General features: G+C 39.8%; 21 protein-coding genes. 18 read left to right on the top strand and 3 right to left on the bottom strand.

Annotated elements, in window-relative coordinates; genetic code table 11:
- Nucleotides 1-118 precede the first annotated feature (118 nt).
- Nucleotides 119-718 carry a general stress protein gene (locus tag KFT32_RS04010; RefSeq protein ID WP_211745822.1) on the top strand — a complete coding sequence of 200 codons (600 nt, stop codon included), beginning with the start codon at nt 119-121 and terminating at the stop codon, nt 716-718.
- 145 nt (nt 719-863) lie between these two features.
- Entirely contained in the window at nt 864-2,021 is a 1,158-nt protein-coding gene (locus KFT32_RS04005) for an acyltransferase (RefSeq protein ID WP_211745821.1), read from the top strand.
- 64 nt (nt 2,022-2,085) lie between these two features.
- Here the strand turns inward: KFT32_RS04005 and KFT32_RS04000 are convergent, their stop codons facing one another.
- The gene (locus KFT32_RS04000) at nt 2,086-3,099 is read right to left on the bottom strand and encodes a phosphotransferase family protein (protein WP_211745820.1); all 1,014 of its coding nucleotides are present in this window, start codon (nt 3,097-3,099) and stop codon (nt 2,086-2,088) included.
- 296 nt (nt 3,100-3,395) lie between these two features.
- Here KFT32_RS04000 and KFT32_RS03995 point away from each other — a divergent pair, with 296 nt between their 5' ends.
- From KFT32_RS03995 to KFT32_RS03985, 3 genes are all read left to right on the top strand, one after another.
- Entirely contained in the window at nt 3,396-3,755 is a 360-nt protein-coding gene (locus KFT32_RS03995) for a replication termination protein (RefSeq protein ID WP_211745819.1), read from the top strand.
- 72 nt (nt 3,756-3,827) lie between these two features.
- Nucleotides 3,828-4,850 (top strand): Gfo/Idh/MocA family protein, encoded by a 1,023-nt coding sequence (locus tag KFT32_RS03990; RefSeq protein ID WP_211745818.1) that lies wholly within the window; start codon nt 3,828-3,830, stop codon nt 4,848-4,850.
- 161 nt (nt 4,851-5,011) lie between these two features.
- Nucleotides 5,012-5,566, top strand: a complete 555-nt coding sequence (locus KFT32_RS03985) for a winged helix-turn-helix domain-containing protein (RefSeq protein WP_211745817.1) — start codon at nt 5,012-5,014, stop codon at nt 5,564-5,566.
- Nucleotides 5,567-5,636: 70 nt separating this feature from the next.
- Here the strand turns inward: KFT32_RS03985 and KFT32_RS03980 are convergent, their stop codons facing one another.
- The gene (locus KFT32_RS03980; RefSeq protein WP_211745816.1) at nt 5,637-6,215 is read right to left on the bottom strand and encodes a TraR/DksA C4-type zinc finger protein; all 579 of its coding nucleotides are present in this window, start codon (nt 6,213-6,215) and stop codon (nt 5,637-5,639) included.
- 258 nt (nt 6,216-6,473) lie between these two features.
- On the opposite strand from KFT32_RS03980, the gene KFT32_RS03975 reads away from it, so the two are divergent.
- From KFT32_RS03975 to KFT32_RS03920, 12 genes are all read left to right on the top strand, one after another.
- Nucleotides 6,474-6,857, top strand: a complete 384-nt coding sequence (locus KFT32_RS03975; protein WP_249435663.1) for a DivIVA domain-containing protein — start codon at nt 6,474-6,476, stop codon at nt 6,855-6,857.
- Nucleotides 6,858-6,905: 48 nt separating this feature from the next.
- Nucleotides 6,906-7,403, top strand: a complete 498-nt coding sequence (locus tag KFT32_RS03970) for a metallophosphoesterase family protein (protein ID WP_211746021.1) — start codon at nt 6,906-6,908, stop codon at nt 7,401-7,403.
- Nucleotides 7,404-7,653: 250 nt separating this feature from the next.
- Nucleotides 7,654-8,535 (top strand): sugar phosphate isomerase/epimerase family protein, encoded by an 882-nt coding sequence (locus KFT32_RS03965; RefSeq protein ID WP_211745815.1) that lies wholly within the window; start codon nt 7,654-7,656, stop codon nt 8,533-8,535.
- Nucleotides 8,536-8,539: 4 nt separating this feature from the next.
- The gene (locus tag KFT32_RS03960; RefSeq protein WP_211745814.1) at nt 8,540-9,709 is read left to right on the top strand and encodes a Gfo/Idh/MocA family protein; all 1,170 of its coding nucleotides are present in this window, start codon (nt 8,540-8,542) and stop codon (nt 9,707-9,709) included.
- Between the two features lie 66 nt (nt 9,710-9,775).
- A complete protein-coding gene (locus KFT32_RS03955; protein ID WP_211745813.1) occupies nt 9,776-10,864 on the top strand; it encodes a Gfo/Idh/MocA family protein in 1,089 nt (362 codons plus the stop codon).
- A gap of 96 nt (nt 10,865-10,960) precedes the next feature.
- Nucleotides 10,961-11,836 carry an AraC family transcriptional regulator gene (locus KFT32_RS03950; RefSeq protein ID WP_211745812.1) on the top strand — a complete coding sequence of 292 codons (876 nt, stop codon included), beginning with the start codon at nt 10,961-10,963 and terminating at the stop codon, nt 11,834-11,836.
- A 63-nt stretch (nt 11,837-11,899) separates the two neighbouring features.
- Nucleotides 11,900-12,373 (top strand): DUF6376 family protein, encoded by a 474-nt coding sequence (locus KFT32_RS03945; protein WP_211745811.1) that lies wholly within the window; start codon nt 11,900-11,902, stop codon nt 12,371-12,373.
- A gap of 93 nt (nt 12,374-12,466) precedes the next feature.
- The gene (locus KFT32_RS03940) at nt 12,467-13,201 is read left to right on the top strand and encodes an acyl-[acyl-carrier-protein] thioesterase (RefSeq protein ID WP_211745810.1); all 735 of its coding nucleotides are present in this window, start codon (nt 12,467-12,469) and stop codon (nt 13,199-13,201) included.
- Nucleotides 13,202-13,401: 200 nt separating this feature from the next.
- The gene (locus tag KFT32_RS03935; protein ID WP_211746020.1) at nt 13,402-13,587 is read left to right on the top strand and encodes a hypothetical protein; all 186 of its coding nucleotides are present in this window, start codon (nt 13,402-13,404) and stop codon (nt 13,585-13,587) included.
- Between the two features lie 134 nt (nt 13,588-13,721).
- A complete protein-coding gene (locus KFT32_RS03930; RefSeq protein WP_211745809.1) occupies nt 13,722-15,353 on the top strand; it encodes an S-layer homology domain-containing protein in 1,632 nt (543 codons plus the stop codon).
- A 145-nt stretch (nt 15,354-15,498) separates the two neighbouring features.
- The gene (locus tag KFT32_RS03925) at nt 15,499-16,407 is read left to right on the top strand and encodes an NAD(P)/FAD-dependent oxidoreductase (protein ID WP_211745808.1); all 909 of its coding nucleotides are present in this window, start codon (nt 15,499-15,501) and stop codon (nt 16,405-16,407) included.
- A gap of 847 nt (nt 16,408-17,254) precedes the next feature.
- Complete coding sequence (locus tag KFT32_RS03920; RefSeq protein WP_211745807.1) at nt 17,255-17,692, top strand: hypothetical protein; 438 nt, start codon at nt 17,255-17,257, stop codon at nt 17,690-17,692.
- Between the two features lie 610 nt (nt 17,693-18,302).
- Here KFT32_RS03920 and KFT32_RS03915 read toward each other — a convergent pair.
- A complete protein-coding gene (locus tag KFT32_RS03915; RefSeq protein ID WP_211745806.1) occupies nt 18,303-19,496 on the bottom strand; it encodes a hypothetical protein in 1,194 nt (397 codons plus the stop codon).
- A gap of 102 nt (nt 19,497-19,598) precedes the next feature.
- Here KFT32_RS03915 and KFT32_RS03910 point away from each other — a divergent pair, with 102 nt between their 5' ends.
- On the top strand, nt 19,599-20,126 hold the full coding sequence (locus KFT32_RS03910; protein WP_211746019.1) for a metallophosphoesterase: 528 nt from the start codon (nt 19,599-19,601) through the stop codon (nt 20,124-20,126).
- Nucleotides 20,127-20,619 lie beyond the last annotated feature (493 nt).

Here is a 20,619-nt window from a genome sequence, read left to right as displayed (position 1 = left end):
TCTAAATAGAATAGCTTTTCTGGTTTGTCTTCAATATTTATGTATCTAATTGTTTAGTCCTTGGAGAGGCGGGTAATTAACAAACAACAAATTACTTTTCCTTGAGGAGGAAATAACGATGGATAACAAAAAAGTAGTCGGTGTATTCGAAACAGAACAGGAAGCTTCACGTGCAATAGAGCAACTGCAAGCACGAGGGTATCGTAACAATGAAATCTCGGTTATTACTCGGAGTAAGGATGATATGAAAGCAATCGAATCCGAGACAGGTACGAAAGCACCGGAAGGTGTAGCCGCTGGTGCGGCAACAGGTGGTGTGCTCGGTGGTTTAGCAGGATTGTTCGCTGGGATTGGAGCACTGGCTATTCCGGGGATTGGGCCGATCTTGGCAGCAGGGCCGATTGCGGCTACTTTAACTGGTGCTGCTGTAGGTGCCGGAGCAGGTGGGTTAGTTGGTGGTCTAGTAGGGCTAGGTATTCCAGAACATGAAGCGCAAGAATATGAGAAAAACGTAGATGAGGGTAATATTCTCGTTCTAGTAGACCAAAGAGCGAAGGACACGGAAGTTCATGGTATTTTTCGAGACAATCGGTCTCTAAATGCAGATCGTTATCACGATTATGAACATGCAGACAATGTACCAGGTCCCAATCGTGTAGCTCGTGATCGAGTGGAAGAAGAAGCAATCAAAACCAATATGGATCGTTCCATCCGTTAAGGAGAGATTGTCCTAAGAACATATTATTTTTATTAACCTCTTGAGCCTTTGGTTCAGGAGGTTTTTTTCGGGTTTTTCGTGTATGATAGACTTCGTAAATATTTCAAATAATAAGATGAATAATAAATTCATTAACGGAGGATTTGTGCCAAATAAACCGAGATTGACTGCAATTGAATCTTTGCGAGGAATAGCTTTTATGGCTGTTGTTCTCCAACATTCCATCGCTCATTATGCTTATGTACCTGGGGTTACGTTCACGGATGGTATCGTAATGTCAGTATTACTTATGTTATCTAAATTTGCTGTACCTGCTTTTATTTTCATTACAGGTATGGTGTTGTTTTACAATTACGAAGACCGATTTGCCAGCCGCACATTTTTAAAACGTAGAGTAACCGATATATTTCTTCCTTACATTTTGTGGTCCGTTATCTATATCTGCTTCAATATATGGAGAACATCTGGACCTGCAGGATTTTATTCGTTTGATATAGGGAAGAGTTTATTGCAACTGCTGACAGGTAAGAGCAGTTATCACCTGTGGTATATCATCATGATCATGCAGCTCTATTTGCTGTTTCCATTCATTCGTATCGCGATTCTCAAGCTGAAGAATAAATATAAAGAAACTACGCTGCTCTTATTACTGCTGATCATGGGTGTTGTCTATCTGATTCTAATGTACTATCGCGGGAGAATTGGGGAATGGGCAGCGATCGCGAATATTCCAGGGATTACGCCTTGGTTCACTACGTATGCAGACCGAAATGTTCTATTTTTTTTCTTTTACTTTTTGCTTGGTGCTGCAGCCGGATTATATCCAAATTTGTGGCAGTCCATCGTCTGGAAATCAAGAATGGTGATGATTCCCTTATTTATTTTGTTTTCCGGATATTACGTTTACGAACTTTCGAGTCTCTTTCTTACTCCGGAGGGGCTGAAAATCAATTTTAATCGAGTCTCCTTACTTCGACCAGATATGGCGCTCTATCTCGTTATATCCCTGTTTGTTTGTTATTTGGCTGCTATGCTGCTACCTAAAGGATTCTTCTCACGGGCACTCGCTGTCATGGGGTCCTTATCATTTGGAGCTTATCTTATGCACGCGCTTATGCTTGTATTTAGTTATCAGATTGAAAAAGCATTGTACTCCTCTTGGAGTGTCACCTTGCAAATGTTAATGACCTTTTTGATTGCTTCCTTGCTATCACTTGGGATGACGCGGCTCATTGCTTTCTTCAAGGTAGGAAAGTGGATCGTAGGGATCCATATTCCTTTATCTAAAAAGAACAAGTTATGAAAAGTTCATAGTAGTGATGAGAAACAACCTGATTGCATCGATCATACGAGCAATCAGGCTCTTTTTAGTATAATGACCGCACCATTTCCAAGTGACGGGAAGCAAACTCTCGAAAGGTGAATTTTTCTTCAGTATCTATTTGTCCGGTTGCGTGGGCTTCACCCCATTTAAGAATGAGACTGTACAAGAAATGAATGGTAAGTCGTGATGAGACATCATTGCGGGAAAAGGATCTGTCATTTCGTTGTAGGTAAGAGGTGAGGAATAGAGCAGCCTCTTTCTGTTGTCCTTTCCATAGAAGTTGATTCGTGAATTTTACTACATCTGCAAGGGGGTCACCAAAATAAGCTGTTGTAAAATCAAAAACACCACTTACTTTCCATTTATCGGTGTGTTGTTGTAGCAAAATATTTTCTGACTTGTAATCTCCCATTACAAACGAATAAGTATTTAAATGACGAAATGCAGCTTCAGCCGAGATCATCTGCTCACGCACCCAAGTTACGTCTGTTTCCTTAATTGGAGCATATTTTCGTGCGTCTTCAAGCCAGTACATAATCTGGTGCTCTAGAAAATGATAATAACTGTTATCAAAAGGCTGGATTCGATCTGTCCCCGGATCATATTCCCCTGCAAGTGCTGTTTCCCATCCATGGAGATCGACAAGCGTAGCAGCAAGCAGGATGAGAATCGCACTATGCTCGTCTTCAGTCAAAGAATGTAGATCCAAATCATGATAATGGACTCCAGGAAGAAGAGGCATAAGTGCATACGAGTAACCAAATAGATCTTCATTTGTGTCCATCAGATAGGGCATAGGAACCGGAGCATTTGTATGTATAGAGAGCTGATCAATTATAAACTTCTCTTCCTTCCACTGTCCGGGAAATAGAGGATTTCCTTTGAATACATAATTACCAGAAGAGGTATAAATAAACAGCGTTTGTTTCATCATGCCGTGATCCGTTGGTTTGTATGAGTATAGGGTACCGAGATTCCAGCGAGATAGCATATCTTGCAAGGTCGATTGTTTTATATCAGCCATACGCGGGGCCGAGAAATAAATACGGGTGGTCAAAATAACACGTCCTATTCTTCGTTATTTCCTTAATTTTACTATAAAAAAGAAGAATGGCCATCTATAATAAAACAAATCATCTAAATTTCAATACATGAAAAATTCAAAATAGTAAATTCAAGTAAGATCCTTATTTCCTTTTTTTATTCATCCCCACGTTATATTTCCTTTATTACGATGTGATATTTTCTGTCACAAAATAGCTATTTGAAAAAATAGAAGGATGTCAAGACATAAAAAGAGGTTTATAATGGAACAAAGATGGTTATTTGATTGTTATGAGAGGAGGACATCATTTGGCTTTTATGATATCCCAGCGAGCATTTATCAAACTCTATTTAATTACGATGGTAGAGCAACATAGAGGTTACGGCTACGAAATGCTGGAGGCCATGAAGGATGAATTCAAAGGGTTTGGTTATGTCCCGCCTCAAAGTGAAGTTTATCGCGCCTTACATGAACTAGTTCAGGAAGGCGTGTTCTATCGAACAAAGCGGTTAAAGGGAAACGACCCTCGTGTTGATTTTCAAGAAATCGTATTGTATCACTTTACTGATGATGGAGAAGAAAAGGCGAATTTATATAAAAAGCAAGTGAAAACAGATTTGGATCGCTGTCTCGGCATGTTAAACAAAGCAGAGCGAGATAACTTTTAGCTTTGTATAACGAGTGGTAAACAGTGGATTCGTATTTCAAAGTTCATCTGAAACAGAAAGGGAGAATAGCGTATGAGTAAGCAGATTCGATGGGGGATCCTGAGTACTGCAAAGATCGGTAGAACTGCAGTGATTCCTGCTATACAGCAATCAGAACGTGGTCAGGTTATAGCAATTGCAAGTCGTGATGAGAGCCGAGCTGCGGAAGTTGCAGCGGAACTAAATATTCCTAAAGCTTACGGGAGCTATGATGCACTACTGGCAGATGAAGAGATCGATGCTGTTTACATTCCCATGCCGAATCATTTGCATATGGAATGGACGATCCGTGCCGCAAGAGCCGGCAAACACGTATTATGTGAGAAGCCAGCTGCGCTCAATGAGAAACAGGTTTCTCAAATGATTGAAGTGTGCAGGGAAGAAAATGTAGTCTTTGCGGAAGCGTTCATGTATCGATATCATCCTAAGCACCGCCGAGTGAAGGAGATTATTGAAAGCGGAGAGATCGGCGAAGTCCGCGCTATTCATGCGAATTTTACGTATAACAATTGTGAGGATAAGGACAATGTCCGTTTTCAAAAAAATATGGGTGGAGGTTCTCTCTATGACGTAGGCGTCTATCCCATTTCTGCTGCTCGCATGTTTCTAGAAACTGAACCCGAAGCAGTCACTGTGCATGCGTTGTTTTCACCAGAACATGATGATGTAGATATGATGGCATCGGGTCTTATCGAATTTCCTAATAAGGTGGCACTCACTTTCGATTGTGGGATGTGGGCTTGTGCGAGAGCGGAATTCGAAATACTCGGTACGAAAGGAAGAATAGAACTTCCCAAAGTATTTGGCTGGGAAAACAGTGATATTCCTCCGCAAATCATTATTCATACAGACCATGTAACCAGAGAAGAAAGAGTTTCCGTCTCTAATTCGTTTGTGCTTCAGGCGGAAGCTATTGCTGACGCCATTCTGGATGGTAAGCCGCTTCCCTTTGCTCCGGAAGATGCAGTCAACAATATTCGGGTTATTGAAGCTTGTTTGGAATCCGCTCATAAGCGTGAACGTGTTCAGTTAACTTCTAAGGTTCCTGTATTCTGATCTCATTATTAAATGTTAATATTTCGGTTCACATGATAATAGCTATACATCAAAACGTCTCTCCCAGGATCTGTCCGTAAGAGGCGTTTTTGACGATTTTGACCAGAGCATCCTCTTAACACTATAATAGACATCAACCCTTTTTAAAGGTGGGATTCTTCATGGATGTAAAAGTTTTGACCACAATGGAGGAAATCAAGACCTATTCTGACCCTTACCGTTTAAAGATTTTACATGTATTTCGGCGATTTGGTAAGCCTGCTACGGTTAAGGAAATTGCAGATGAGCTAGGAGAGCTTCCTGCTAAAGTACATTATCATGTTAAAAAACTAGAGAAGATAGGTCTCCTTTCCTTGGTAGATACTAAAGAAATCAACGGAATTATAGCAAAGTATTATGCCGTATTTTCAGGGGAAATTGAGATTGGTCAGAAGAATATAGAGGATGATGAGGTAAAAGATGTGATCGTGGCAGAACATGTTCACCATTTGGGACAATTGTTTGATCGCAACAAAATCAATTATGTAGAGAGAAACGCTGAGGATTCTTCCTCAGTACATCTGTTTAACCGTTCTTTATATATGACAGATACTGAAGCAGAAGCCCTGCATGCTGAAATTATTAAGTTATGTGAGCCTTATTTCAGGAAGAGGAAAGGCGCAGATCAGGCTGGCTATGATGTGTTTGCCACTTTTGTACGTAATAAAGAAAAATAAGAATGATGTACATGAACATAAAAGAAGAACCTTTCCAATAAAGGAAAGGTTCTTACCAATTCGCTAAGGATTACATATCATCGTAATCTTTTACATCTCTTTTGGTGGAAGTGGCCGGTGAATCGGAATTACCAAATTCTTTTACAGTTTCCCATGCTTCTGCATTATCAAATTTACCGGCATTACGCTGACTGATTTCTCCTGCACCACGTGGTGGTGGGGTCATTACTTGCTCCTCTACAGGACGTCGTTCGTTCAGCTTTCCTTGCCCGGCTTGTGCTGCATCATCGATACATAGTGTGGTAAAGGGAAGAGCCTCAAGTCTCTCGTAGGGAATCGGCTGACCGCACACTTCACACAGACCGTAAGAGCCATCCTTTATTTTCTCAAGGGCATGGTTAATTTGTTCCAGCTCGTTATTTTGGTGCTCGTCCAGAGCTTGATCACGTCCGCGTTCATAGGTTTCAGTACCGATGTCTGCAGGATGATTATCGACTGAAGATAATTCTCCTGTTGAGTCACGGAGTGAAGATTCAGCTATTTCTGAACTCTCTTGATTTATTTCAAAATGATTTTCAATGGATTCTTTTTCAGTAAGAAGGCGCTCCTGTAATTTTTGAATTTTTGCTTTAGTTAATGTAGATGTCATGTGTAAATCTCCTTTCGGTATTTCATTCGTGTCATCTATATACCCGGTTTTGTCGATTTACAACCAAATCTATCGATGCTACTCAAAATATCATAATGTATTTGGTTGATAAGTAAATTTATGGTCATCAGAGGTGGCGAATTAAGCGGTATCGTTTTCTTAATTGGCCAAATTATGATATAAAAATATAGGGGAACCTTTACTTGTCTCATGACAACAGGTGATTTCCTTAGGAAAGATGTAATGGGGGTCGTTATGATGGATGAACATATGAAGCGTCGTCTAGATAAGCAAAAACAATTGTTTAAACAGCTCGGAATTCAGCTGGATGCTCTATCAATCCATGAAAAGCAGTTTAATTATAAACTTAGAGGTTATGATTCTGATGAGGTGGATGAGTTTCTGGACCTCATTATTAAGGATTATGAGCGTTTCTATGCCCATATTTCGGATTTAATGGATAAGTGGCAAGAACAGCAGTATACGATTCGAAGTATGAAGAGTGCTCCAAAACCGGAAGCTGATCCGAATTTGATTGACCGCAAACACTTAGAAGAAGTGGTTAAACAGCTCGAATACAGTATTCGTCAGTTGAAGGGGAAAGTAGCTCGTCCTGAAAGCAAAGATCCCTTTTTAGATTAAATGAAGTAGAACCATCCCATTTTCGGGTGAAGGAGGTTACTAATCATGATCAAGATTACCGTTCTATCAGATACACATATGCCGAGAATGTCGAAGGAGTGGCCAGCTCCGCTTCTTCAGGATATACAAGATTCTGACCTTATCTTTCATGCAGGAGACTGGAGTGATATTTCGGTATATGAAGAACTTACATCCATGGGGAAGGTTCATGGTGTAACGGGCAACACAGACTTGACGATGATCAGAGGGATATTACCTGAACAAACGATCATAGAAGCCGGGGGAAAACGATTTGGTCTGGTGCATGGACATCATGGCAAAGGAAGCACAGAAGCGAATGCTATAGCTGCCTTCAGTGGTGAACAGGTTGATTGTATTATTTTTGGACACTCCCATATACCTTTACTGAAACAGGATGGAAAATGCCTATTGTTTAACCCTGGATCGCCAACAGACAAACGGAGACAACCTCAATATTCACATGGGGTGATTACGATTGATGGCGATATTCATGCAGAGCATGTATTTTATGATAGTAAATCATAGCTCTTATTCTCATTATAAATTCAATGTAAGCTTCATATAACGAACACCTTTTGTCATGACAAGAGGTGTTTTTTGTATTGGGAAGCGAATGGGGCCTAGCCGTTGAATCATGATCATTTGCACGAGATTGTTTACCTTCCTTCGTTTGTTATCTGAGATTCTTCTGTTGTGGAAGTGGAGTATCTGCTGAGCGAAAGTGATGTTACGATGAATTAATGAATACGCTTTTATTTGAGAGGAGTGCTCGAAAATGAAGTTATCCGTATTTACCGTCGCAACCCCTGACTTTACTCCAGAGGAACTTGTTAAGGCTGCTTCCAGCGCCGGATTAGAAGGAATTGAATGGAGATACAAGGGAATTCCGGAACATGCAATAGCGGAAAGTCCTTCATTTTGGGGGAGGAATTTAGCATCTATCGATCCTGCTGGGACATTAGAAGACATCACGGCGATTCGAAACCTGACTGAAAAAGAAGGATTGACATCGATTGCACTTGTCCCTTATCTATCTGCAACAGACCTTGTATCTACCGAACAAGCATTTGAAGCTGCTCGTGCCCTAGGGGCCACCATGATGAGAGTAGGTGTGCCTTCTTACAATCGAACAGAAAATTATAATGAATTATTTAAAACAGGAATCTCCTATCTTTCTGAAGTTCAGGAGATGTCCCGCACATATGGAGTAAAGGCGATCGTCGAAACTCATCATGTAACCATTGCACCAAGCGCATCTCTCGCCTATCGACTAGTGTCTACTTTCGACCCTAATCATATTGGAGTCTTGTACGATCCAGGTAATATGGTCCATGAAGGATATGAAAACTATCGTATGGGACTTGAGCTCCTTGGTCCTTATCTTGCACATGTGCATGTTAAGAATGCAGTTTGGACACAGAAACCAGGAACTGACGTTGTGGATGGCCTTGAGGAAATACAATATGGATGTAAATGGTCGCCTTTACTTGACGGAGTTGTTCCATGGAGTCAGGTGCTACAGGATTTGGTATCTGTAGGTTACGAAGGTTACCTAGGCATTGAGGATTTCAGCCAGAGTCTGTCTTCAGCGGAGATGTTGAAGCATTTTAGCCATAGTATGAGAACGCTCCTTGGCGAGCTTCGGACGGAGGTATAGCATCATGGAACAGGTAAGAGTAGGGATTATCGGTATCGGAAATATGGGTTCTTCCCATGCGTTGACGCTTGTCCAAGGTCATATTAAGGGTGCGGTGCTTGCTGCTGTATGTGACGCTAGGGATTCGGTTAGAGAGTGGGCAGAGAAAACACTGCCCCAAGATGTACTCTTTTATAAAGAGCCGCAGGAGATGTATCAATCTGGCAGCATAGACGCTGTTCTTGTAGCTACTCCACATTACCATCATGCGGAGCAGGCTATTTTGGCATTTAGGCATGGACTACACGTTCTCATTGAAAAACCTGCGGGTGTCTACACCAAGCAAGTACGTGAGATGAACGAAGCAGCACTAGGGAGCGGTAAAGTTTTTTCCATTATGTACAATCAGCGGACTAACCCCTTGTACATTAAACTCAAGGATCTGATTTCATCAGGAGAACTTGGCGAGGTCAGACGTACGAACTGGATTATTACGAACTGGTATCGCTCTCAGAGTTACTATGATTCTGGAGGATGGCGCGCCACCTGGGCAGGAGAAGGGGGCGGAGTTCTCATAAACCAAGATCCGCACCAGTTAGATTTATGGCAGTGGACGATCGGTATGATGCCTAAGCGTGTACGTGCTTTTTGTTCATTCGGTAAATACCGAAACATTGAAGTGGAAGATGACGTTACCGCCTATGTGGAGTATGAGAATGGGGCAACAGGAGTGTTTGTAACAACAACAGGAGAAGCACCGGGCACAAACCGTTTTGAGATAACGGGAGATCGCGGCAAAATTGTAATTGAAGACGGGAAAATGACTTTCTGGCGGTTACGTGAACTAGAGAGTGAATTTAATAAACGAAATACGACCGCTTTTGCTCAACCTGAATGCTGGAAAACGGAAATTCCGATTACGGGGAAAGAAACGGGTCATCTAGGTATCATTCAAAACTTTATTGATGCGATTAGGGAGCAGAAGCAGCTCATTGCCCCAGGTGAAGAGGGGATAAAAGGGCTTACCCTGTCCAATGCAATGTATTTGTCTACCTGGACGGATCAGTGGGTTGATCTTCCTATAGATGAGGATCAATTCTATGAACAGCTGCAAGAAAAAATCAGATCTTCCCAAATCAAAAAATCGGAAGAACAGGCTACAAAAGAGCTCGTAGATTTAAGTGGTACTTACTAAAAAAGTCGATAACAGCATCGTCTTCCTGGATGTAACTACTGATCAATGATCGAAGGAGAGAATCGGATGAGCCCTCAAGACGGAATGTTTTATGCCCCTAAAAGTGTAGCCCAAGAGGCGGTATGTGGTCCGGGGGAATTTGTCTTCGCCGCTGCAGCTTTAGATCACGGGCACATTTATGGAATGTGCAGTAGTTTGATTGCAGCAGGAGCAAAGCTTAAATGGGTATATGACAAAGACCCGGAAAAAGTAAAAGTCTTTATGGAAAAGTTTGAAGGAGTTCGTGCTGCCCGATCTTTGGACGAGATTTTTCTAGATCATGAAGTTCAGCTTGTCGCCGCTGCTGCAATTCCATCGGAGCGAGGCGAGCTTGGGCTGCAAGTGATGGATGTAGGAAAGGACTATTTTACCGATAAAACTCCATTTACAACCCTTGCTCAGCTGGAAGCCGCTCGTACTAAGACGAGAGAGACGGGCAGGAAGTATATGGTCTATTACAGTGAACGTCTTCATGTTGAAAGCGCAGTATACGCAGGTCAGCTGATTGAACAAGGAGCAATTGGCCGTGTATTACAAGTCATGGGGACAGGACCACACAGGCTAAATGCAGCAAGTCGTCCGGATTGGTTTTTTCGAAAGCAGCAATACGGAGGAATTCTATGTGACATTGGTAGTCATCAAATTGAACAGTTTCTAACTTTCGCTTCTTGCCAAGATGCAAAAGTAATGTATAGCCGTGCTGCCAATCTGAATCACCCTGCTTATCCGGAGCTTGAAGACTTTGGTGAAGCTGCTTTGATTGGAAATAATGGTGCTTCCGGCTATTTTCGAGTGGACTGGTTTACGCCTGATGGCTTGTCTACTTGGGGGGATGGAAGAACGACAATTCTTGGTACTGATGGATACATTGAACTTAGAAAATATACCGATGTCGCGAGGGAACAAGAAGGGGACCAAGTCTACCTCGTGAATCATGAAGGTGAATACCGATTTGGCGTGAAAGGGAAGGTGGGATATCCTTTCTTTGGTCAACTGATTACAGATTGCTTACAGCGGACAGAGCTTGCCATGACCCAGGAACATGCATTTAAAGCAGCTGAATTATGTCTCATTGCCCAGCAGCAAGCAGAGCAACTTGCACCAGCTTATAAATAGTTAATTAGAGCATCGCTGATATATAACTGCGGCAGACCGCATCATGTTACAATGGAGCCAGAAGAACAGGTTAACGATGAAGGAGTGACCTTGCTTTTGGCCTATACAATGCAGATGAAGGAGCCGCTCAGCTTTACTCACCGAAATTGTGATCCATTACATACTGAGGTTGATGACGGATTTCATTCCCACCCTTTTTACGAAATTTATTATTTTCACGCAGGAAAATGCAATTATATTATCGGAGATCGGATTCATATACTCGAGCCGGGGGACCTTATCCTTATGCATGGGATGACGCTTCACAGGCCTCACCCCGAACCTGATACAACTTATATCCGAACAACGCTTCACTTTTACCCTTCTGAAATAGAACAATATTTGCATCCAGAGAGAGCGAAATGGCTTCTTGAACCATTTGAAAAATTAAACAATGAAGTGATTCATCTTACACAAGCACAGCAAATCGAAGTGGAAGAATGTTTTGCGCAGATGAATCAGCTGCATCAGGGGAATGAAAATCAAGAGAGGGCGCATGATCGATTTATTTTCAAGTTGTGTGACTTTCTGGTGATGGCCGCTCATTTTTATGAAACGGCTATGCATCATCGTAAAATTTTATCAGACAAAGAAGAACATTTGCAGCACATTATCACCTATCTTGAATCAAATTATATGTACGAAGTAGCGTTATCAGACATTGCGAGTGAACTCCATTTATCTAAACCTTACATGGCAGCTTTGTTTAAAGAGCTGACTGGTACGACAATTATCAAGTATTTATATCAGCGACGGATCAATCAGGCCAAATTACTGTTTCGTTTCCAGCCTGAAATTAGTGTAACGGAAGTCAGTAAAAAAGCAGGCTTTAAACAAATTTCCCATTTTAGCCGTACCTTCAAACAAGCGGTAGGATGCTCTCCTGAAACGTATCGAATTCAGCAACAAACACGGTTACATCAAGATAACTGAAACGGTTGCATGAGACGGAACGTACTATTAAGAAAGGGCTTACAGCTTGAAGGGAGATTGAAAATGAGAAAAAAGAACAGCAATAGAAATCGTAACATAGCGGTTATGACGTCTGTCCTTGTAACCACATTATTGTTATCGGCTTGTGGTGCAGTTGAGAGTGTAAACAGTTCTATAACTTATGTTAATGATGCAACCGAATATATTCAGCAGATTTCAACGGCAGGAACTGAATTGCAAGGTTTGGCGGAACAAGCGGTAACTAATCCTCAGATTGCAACACAAATGAAAGAAACTCTTCAGCAGATTCAAACAGAAGCGAGTGAGTTTACTCAACTGACTCCACCTGCATTGGGTGAAGCGATTCATACCCAGCTTGTTCAGTACAATGAGCAGCTGATGGGGATGGTAGAAAGTTTCAAAACGGAGTTGGAACAGAGAGGATTTACGCAAGAAGCTTGGGAGCAAACAGGGATTCCTGATTTAATTACGAATATAAATAACCTTCGAGAGCAACTTAGCGGACTGGGAGGTTGAGGTTCGATCCATGACTTAACTATTTGCCTTTACTTACCCAAACACGGTAAAGTAATAGGAATAGTGTAGTAATTAAAGGATGTGGATTAACCAATGAACGAAAAAGGAATAGAATCATTTCAAGTTAGTTCGAGTCAATCTGATGTAGAGTCTAGAATCAAGTTATCAGCCATGCTGGAACGACTACAAGATGGTGCTGACCGGCATCTGCAGCAGCTAGGGATGACCATTTCTGAAATGCTTCGGGACGGTTTTGGCTGGATGTTGATGACCATGGATCTTACACTTACACAGACTCCTGTTCTGGAGGAAAAAGTGGAGATTTCTACTTGGTCTAAAGGTTATCAAGGGGTCGTATGGTTGAGAGATTATGAATTTATAGGAACCTCAGGAGCATCAGGATATGCTCGTTCTGCTTGGACATTAGTTGATATTCATAAGCGTAAAATTTTGCGTCCTTCAGCCCTACCTTATGAGATCCCGGTAGTAGCAGGAGATATAACAGACGGACCTCCCGCTAAGGTATCCATTCCCCTTGAGATTGAGATGAGGAAAGCCTATGAATTTATAGCTACATATAGTCTTATTGATAGCAATGGACATGTTAACAATGCGAGGTATGCTGATCTTTGTTATGATGCCTTGAGTGCTAATGAAGTCAGCAGTCTTCGCATGGAACGGTTTCGAATAACCTATCACCGAGAGGTGAAGCAAGACGAACAGGGGATTGTTGAACGTTCTGAGCTGGTAGATCAATCGATATGGTTCAGGGGGATCAATCATACTGGCAAACTTATATTTGAGGCACAGATTCAGTTTGGCACTTAATATGAAAACACTGCGGAATGATATTCTGTAGTGTTTTTTTTGTATTAAGAAGGGATGAAGTGGATAGATTGTTTGAACTCCAAAGTATTATGGTAATAAATAACAACAATGTGAGGGAGGATTCAGTAATGAGCAAACTACCGAATAAAGATCGACAAGATCATGTTTACGAACAAGAAGATAAAAAACGGAGTCATACTATGGATCATCCAGAACAATACCGGACCGAGGAAGAAAGTTTATTCGATCGTTATGAAGATGAACTCCATGTTGATCCTATTCCCATGGAAGATCTGAGTCTTGAAAAACAGGAAGAAAAAGATAAGGAAGCTACCAAAAGTAATTCATCTACCAAAGAAAAGTATCGAGCTGATTATCGAAAATAGATTCATGAGGACACCGCTGCAAAGCGGTGTTTTTCTATATACTTGGTAATCTTTCTAGTATTTACATAGATACAGTAACCGAGTTCATTGATAGGATGGATGTACTATGAAAAATAAAGAGAGGCGCTCCTATTTTGAAACGGACAATAAAAAGAATAACCATGACATGCACTGCACTGATCCTGCTGACTACAGCGATCGGTATATCAAGACCAGAGCTCACGGAAGCCGCTTCAGTGAAAAAACCTTTTTATGATATATCTGCTAGCTATGCAGAAGAAGCTATTCTACGGCTATATAAGAACGGAATCGTCAGCGGAACGAGTTCTCATTATTTTGAACCAGGTAAAAAGCTGACAAGAGCAGAACTATCTACGATGATTGTTCGAGCACTAAGGTTAATTCCCGTGAAAAATGACCTGTCTCCCTTTTTGGATATGAAAAAAACAGATTGGTATTATGGGGATATCCATGCCCTTGTTAATTTGGAGATGATGAAAGGGAGATCTACTTCTAGGTTTGAGCCGCAGTCAGCCGTGACTAGAGAAGAAGCTGCAGCGATTATGACTCGTATGTTAAAGACAAGCCCGCCTGCCGTTACATCTCCATCTGAGCTTCCTTATTATGATAGTGAAAGAATTTCTGCGTGGGCTAGATCTTCTGTTGCCAAAGTAACGGAGCTGGGGTATATGCAAGGGGATAATCATCTTTTCTATCCCCAAAGATCATTGATCCGTGCGGAAGCTGCCGTACTCATTGATCGAATCTTGGAAACTCCTACAGTAAAAAATGCGCTTCGAATGAAACCTGTGAACAAAGTGCAACTGGGATGGCAATACGATTCAACAACGGCACAATTTGAACAACAAGTATTGTCTTCAGGAATCAACACTTTATCTCCTCGCTGGTTTTTCCTAGATGAGGACAATCTGGTAAAAAGTAATGTTGAGCAACGACTCATTAACTTTGCAACAACACATAAGCTGGACATATGGGGAATGGTAGGGAATCGTTCGGATGCGGAGCTTACACATCGGATACTCTCAAGTCCGGCAAAACGGGAATTACTCGTGCAGAAACTTGTTTCAAGTGCATCTAATTATGGTCTGGCTGGACTGAATATCGATTTTGAAAATGTAAAACCCGAGGATCGCGATTATTTGAGTGCGTTTATTGCCTCCTTATATCCCAAATTAAAAAGCAACGGAATTATTCTTTCTATTGACGTTTCTCCTGATCTTGGTTCGAGCTGGACCGCTGCATTCGATTACGAAATGCTCGGGAAGAATACAGACTACGTCATTCTAATGGCATATGAAGAGCATTGGAATGGATCGACGAATCCTGGTTCTGTATCCTCCTTGCCTTGGCTCAAATCAGGTATTCAGAAACTGATGAAGGTGATGGATAAGGAACATATTATAGTGGCGCTCCCAACTTATACACGAGACTGGTCACTTGCCGATCCTATTAAGGGTTCTTATGATATTACATTACAGCGTCAGGGTCAGATTTATAGCTCAAATCGGCGTGCTCTTCATTGGGATTCGATCTGCTCGCAATATACACTAACTTATACGAATACAGGTTCAAAACGTAAAATTTGGACAGAAGACAGTCGTTCGCTCTCTGCCAAAGTACGCTTGTCAGAACAACTAGGAGTAGCTGGGTATGCCTATTGGTATATGGGCTCAGAGACAAAAGATATTTGGCCTGCTATTAACAATACGAGAATCTATGAAAACTATCGTTTTCAGTTAGATTAATAAAATATTTAATCAAAGACCATGTGATTACACATGGTCTTTTTGCTGTTCCTTGTATCTACGTTTAAAAACAACGGATTTGTTTAAGGATAAAAGAGATGAACTTTTGAAAATAGATAGTAACTAGAGAGAAGGTAGGGATAGGATGATACATGACTGCATTATTGTAGGTGGAGGCATTGCCGGACTACAGGCAGCTATTCAGCTGGGGCGCTATTCTGAGCATAAAGTGCTCGTCATTGATAGTGGAGAAGGAAGATCGAACTTATGTCGTAGTTATCATAATATATTAGGGTTTCCAGATGGAATATCAGGAGAAGAGTTGCGGAAGAGAGGAGTACAACATGCAAAAGCTTATGGCATAAGCTTTATTCATGACCGTATTAGTAGGGCACATAAAAAAGAAGGTGTGTTTACTTTAACAGGGGATTCTGGTGCAATGTATGAGTCCAGAACGTTGTTACTCGCCACAGGGTTAACCGATCGCCACCCAGAGCTTCCTGGATTAAAAAACACGTTAGGGATTTCGGTATATGTATGTCCTGATTGTGATGGATATGAGATCAAAAATAAAAAAACGATTATTATGGGTTCGGGAACAGCCGGTGCGAATATGGCTCGTATTCTATCAAGCAGAACACCGGAGATGGTATACATTAATCATGAGCAAACCGAAGTTCCGAGCGAAATTCTTCAAAAACTGAAAGATAAGAAGATTGAATATATAAATGAACCGATTGAAAAAGTTCAAGAACAAGAAGATGGAATGATCTCAGCAGTTATTCTGAATAGTGGCAGAGTGGTCGAAGCGGAACGTGGATTTATTGCCTTTGGGAATAACCCAGTTCATTCCGAACTTGCTGAACAACTCGGTGCAGAAATTGCGGATAATAAGCACGTGGTGGCAGATGCGCGTTCGAGAATGACATCAGTTGAGAACTTATGGATTGCAGGAGATCTTGGTATACATTCAGAACAGGCTGCAGTCGCAATGGGTGATGGCGTATTGTCTGGAATTTGGATTAACAAAGCACTTCATAAAATGAAAAAATGAGATCTTTTCACAAATTTTACTCGTGGATGTTGTTTCGAGCTGAGGGACAAGGTTAATAGAAAGATTTAACTATTTTCTGACTTTTACTGATTAGTCACTAGTTTCACCCCTGATTATCTAGTTTTTGTGACCAAAACTGTGACCAAAGTGACCATAATTGAAACGAAGTGAACATGTGAATATAAGGAAAATGACCCCCCTGAATTTTACAGGGGAGATACATAGGAGTTGGGCATTAAAAAATGAAAAAAAATACCCCTCAATAGGAAAATCTCATCCTAAAGAAGGGTATAGTTGTATTTCCAGTCAATTTCTAAATATGTATGTCTGAAAACCGCATCAAATCAACGTTTTTTAAGCCTGTTTTCTTTATAAAATTACCATTTCATCTTAACAGTCAATTTAAGCTATTATTTCTTATCTGTGAAGCCTTTACATAGGTTAGGGTTACTAATTACTCCTAATACAACCAACAGTCCTAGAACAGAGTTTACGGCGGTCATGTCATAATGCCATCATACTGTTCAGTTGTAAGTTGGAAATCAAATAAAGCACCCACAGATTGAACAGCCAAAAGAAACGCGGATACCAATGCTGCCCACAAACCAGAGTTTTTTCATTTACTCATACGTAACAACTCCTAGTTTAATTTGATTATTTATTGAGGTAACGATACACAAAAGTTGCGATGTCATAAAAAACTTTACTACGTCCATTTGGCGTATTTAAAACTTGATTACCATCTTTATCATAGGAATACATATTAGTTGACAAAGATAACCCAGAAGCTAAAGAAATTCTCGAAGAAACTAGTACAACTTTAGAGAAAACTAGCCCACTTGAACCATTGGGAGAGAATAACCAGGTAGAGCTATACAAAAATAACAATGCTTCTTACGGTTACACAGAAGCAGCAGCGCCAACTCCAAAAGCAGCAATTAGCTATTATGCTGCAACAATAGGCGGCTTACAACAGCATAATTCTTCTAATGTTTTTGAACGTAAATATAGTGCAAATGCTATATCCATTAAAGGCTGGCAAGAACCAGAGTCCAATACTAAGCAAGCTGATATGATGTATTCTATTTGGCTTCATGGAGTAACAGGACAAACATCGCCGCTATCAAAAATTGGTGTATGGGGAACTTACAAACAGTCACTATCAAACGAATGGTATTACAACACATTTACAAGTAAATTAGTGCATACAGGCGTGCCGCTTTATTTGAATTGCAAGAATCTTATCACACAAGCAACTGCATTTGCCGGTAACGTATATAACTAAATCTAATCTAGAATTATTAAAGCCTGGTTCTCGTAGAACTGGGCTTTCTTTTTGTAGATAGAATAAGCAAGCTAGAGCTTTATTAAATATAGATTTTATTTTTATAAAATTATCATATATGATTTGTCTAAAAAATTTCAGTAAATAAAAAACGATGTACTTAAACTTTCAGTACATCGTTTTTTATTTTCTAAATTTATAGAGGAGTTGTATAACGCGACTTCTTTATAAACAATATTAAATAATGAAATGTAGCTTTCATAAAAATAAAAGACCAATGGAATGAACGAGTTCTCATTATCCATTGATCTTTTATATAGTTGTTATTTTTCAGAATTTGAATAGATAAAGATGACACCAATTATAAACAACAAGATGGGAACTATAAACCAAAATAAGTTAATATCGAAGATGCTGTAAACGAAACCACCGCTACGACTAGTAATGGCATCTTGCAATGAATTTAGACCGGAAAGTATAAATCCTGTACACAGGATAATAACGGAAGACAAAATTGATGTGCAACCCAAGAAAATCCTAACCATAATATGCCTCCTTTTGATATATATTACCTAAAAATGATAACTTTTCATAGGTAATATGTCCAGCCTTAATTATAACTGTATGAAAGGTTAGTGGCCGTTGTAGAATACCAAGTACCACCAGCTGATTGTAAATTAGAATTTCTAAATTGATGGCTTGAAGAAAAAGATAGTACTTTGTTAGAAGCTTTAATTAATGCACCATGTCCAGTGGTGAATTTAGAAGAGGCAAGCCCATAGCCTGTTAGTACATTGCCTTCCCTTGAGTAAAAACTAGTTGTTAAACCGCTTGTTTTGTCGCCTAAACCTTGCAAACTTGTAGATGATTTACCACTCCATGTGTAACCGAAATTCAGTGAAATTCCTGTCCCAGCAACACTCACCCCAACTTGATATGATGAACTGGTATTCAAGTTTAAATTAGAAGTGTTTGGGGTCCAACTTATTAATGAATTAGTAGTTGAGTTAGTTCTAATATTTGATTTATACCCAGAAGTGTAAACTGAATTATTGGTATCGGCTACCCCTGCCGGAGAAACTTGAGAATCAGCAAGAACGTAGAAATGGGTACCTGTTCCGTTTGCATATAAAATATAATCAGTTACAGCTTTACCTGCAATGTATTTAACGGTAGTGCCGCCTATAGCTACATAACTTCCGTCTACAGAAAATGATTTTCGAATACTAGTGAGAAGCTCCCCTTCTTGTACCGCTAAGGGCGCAACCTCTTGAGAAGGAATAATTTTGTCCATATCATTCTTAAAATCTTCGATAAACGATTCTATACTATCTGTTGTCGTGTAAGTCCTGAACGTTTTTGCTTTTTCTGCTTCTTTGTTAATAGGTTGATCGTTTTGCAACACTGTAATTTTCCCATGAGCATTGTATAGGGCAATTAACGTTGTTTTAGTTTCAACAGTTACGTTCTCCCAACCATCAATACTAGTTTCTTCTTTTGACGGTTCTGCATCAGGATTTGCCTGAACGAATTCGTTATCTTCTAAAAACAAAGGTATTTTCAAAGGTTCTAGTATGTTGTTGTAGACTTCTAATTTATCAATTTCGTTTGCCTCTAGTATCAATGTATTACCAGGTTTACTTATGTGAGATTTAATAGTATCCAATGATATTGAATTTAAGTTTTCTTCATCGAGATTGATACTTATCGTATCTCCTTCTTCGTTGGATGCAGCCCCAGCAAAATTAGCTGGAATCAATAGGATAACAAGAAAAAAAGATAGTGCTGTAAAAAGTCGCTTCATTTCTTTACCTCCAATATATATTTTTTTAGTACAATGGATAAATAACCAATATATGTAATTTATAAACAATATTTTGTAAAAATCAAAGAAAAATAAAATTAGATAAGAAAACCGCTGCTTTTTCAAAATAAATACAATCCAGGCTCAGACAATTTAATTCTTCTTGGTGATTATGTAGACAGAGGTATTAAAAGTAGGCAGGTTGTTGAACAAGTAAAGACATTACACGAAGAACATGGAGTAGTTATTCTAAAGGGTAACCACGATCAAATGTTTGTGGATGCTATGTTAAATGGCGAAGATGAGTTGTGGTTGAATAACGGTGCTTACCAGACGGTTGAGAGTTATTGTGGTTTTGATTTCTTCGAAGAGCAATTTGATTGGGATACATATGAGAAAGCAAAAGAGTTTATTTTAAAACATTACATGCATCACATAGAGTTTCTTAATTCTCTACCTTATTACCATGAGACAGACAGTCATATATTTGTTCATGCAGGAATTAATCCATTTTATAGGTCATGTGAACTGACACATGACGATGACTTTCTCTGGATCAGAGATATCTTTTATAGAAATAAAATGACCAACACAGACAATAAAAGTTGTATTCGGGCATACCCCAACTAGTTACTTACAAAAAAATGATGACATTTGGTTTAGTTATGATGGAGACAAGATTGGGATTGATGGTGCAAGTTCATTTGGAAGACATGAATGGGGTAGATATTTCAGTAACAACGGAGATCAATTACGGGACTTTACGGGTGGATTTATGTATCTTTATCCGATTCTCTTGAATCCATTAAATTTATCGTTTAGGAGACACTTTTTAATGAAGATAGGAATGAGGATAAGTATATGATTGTTCGCAAAAATGGGGTTGTATTATATTTTGATAACTTGACTGTTAGAGAATTTGTTTGAAGAAACAGAGCTAATAAATCGAGTAATAAATCAGATAAATGAACTTTATTAATGAAACCCATATTTATTCAGAGAGGACAATGCATATCAAAACACTACTGAAAAGAATGAACATAGAACTAGATGAATACTAGCAATAGGCATGTGTATTTTGTTCACCTATCTCATAGATCATTGGCTATTCAAAGAGTTAGTG

It is taken from the genome of Paenibacillus sp. Marseille-Q4541 (genome assembly GCF_018310695.1).
Taxonomy (GTDB): Bacteria; Bacillota; Bacilli; order Paenibacillales; family Paenibacillaceae; genus Paenibacillus.
This window is presented reverse-complemented; position numbering and strand designations above follow the sequence as displayed.

Coding starts and splice junctions, on each gene's coding strand:
- KFT32_RS04010 (WP_211745822.1), top strand. CDS start 119: ATGGATAACAAAAAAGTAGTCGGTGTATTCGAAACAGAACAGGAAGCT.
- KFT32_RS03990 (WP_211745818.1), top strand. CDS start 3,828: ATGAGTAAGCAGATTCGATGGGGGATCCTGAGTACTGCAAAGATCGGT.
- KFT32_RS03985 (WP_211745817.1), top strand. CDS start 5,012: ATGGATGTAAAAGTTTTGACCACAATGGAGGAAATCAAGACCTATTCT.
- KFT32_RS03980 (WP_211745816.1), bottom strand. CDS start 6,215: ATGACATCTACATTAACTAAAGCAAAAATTCAAAAATTACAGGAGCGC.
- KFT32_RS03975 (WP_249435663.1), top strand. CDS start 6,474: ATGGATGAACATATGAAGCGTCGTCTAGATAAGCAAAAACAATTGTTT.
- KFT32_RS03965 (WP_211745815.1), top strand. CDS start 7,654: ATGAAGTTATCCGTATTTACCGTCGCAACCCCTGACTTTACTCCAGAG.
- KFT32_RS03960 (WP_211745814.1), top strand. CDS start 8,540: ATGGAACAGGTAAGAGTAGGGATTATCGGTATCGGAAATATGGGTTCT.
- KFT32_RS03955 (WP_211745813.1), top strand. CDS start 9,776: ATGAGCCCTCAAGACGGAATGTTTTATGCCCCTAAAAGTGTAGCCCAA.
- KFT32_RS03945 (WP_211745811.1), top strand. CDS start 11,900: ATGAGAAAAAAGAACAGCAATAGAAATCGTAACATAGCGGTTATGACG.
- KFT32_RS03940 (WP_211745810.1), top strand. CDS start 12,467: ATGAACGAAAAAGGAATAGAATCATTTCAAGTTAGTTCGAGTCAATCT.
- KFT32_RS03935 (WP_211746020.1), top strand. CDS start 13,402: ATGGATCATCCAGAACAATACCGGACCGAGGAAGAAAGTTTATTCGAT.
- KFT32_RS03925 (WP_211745808.1), top strand. CDS start 15,499: ATGATACATGACTGCATTATTGTAGGTGGAGGCATTGCCGGACTACAG.
- KFT32_RS03915 (WP_211745806.1), bottom strand. CDS start 19,496: ATGAAGCGACTTTTTACAGCACTATCTTTTTTTCTTGTTATCCTATTG.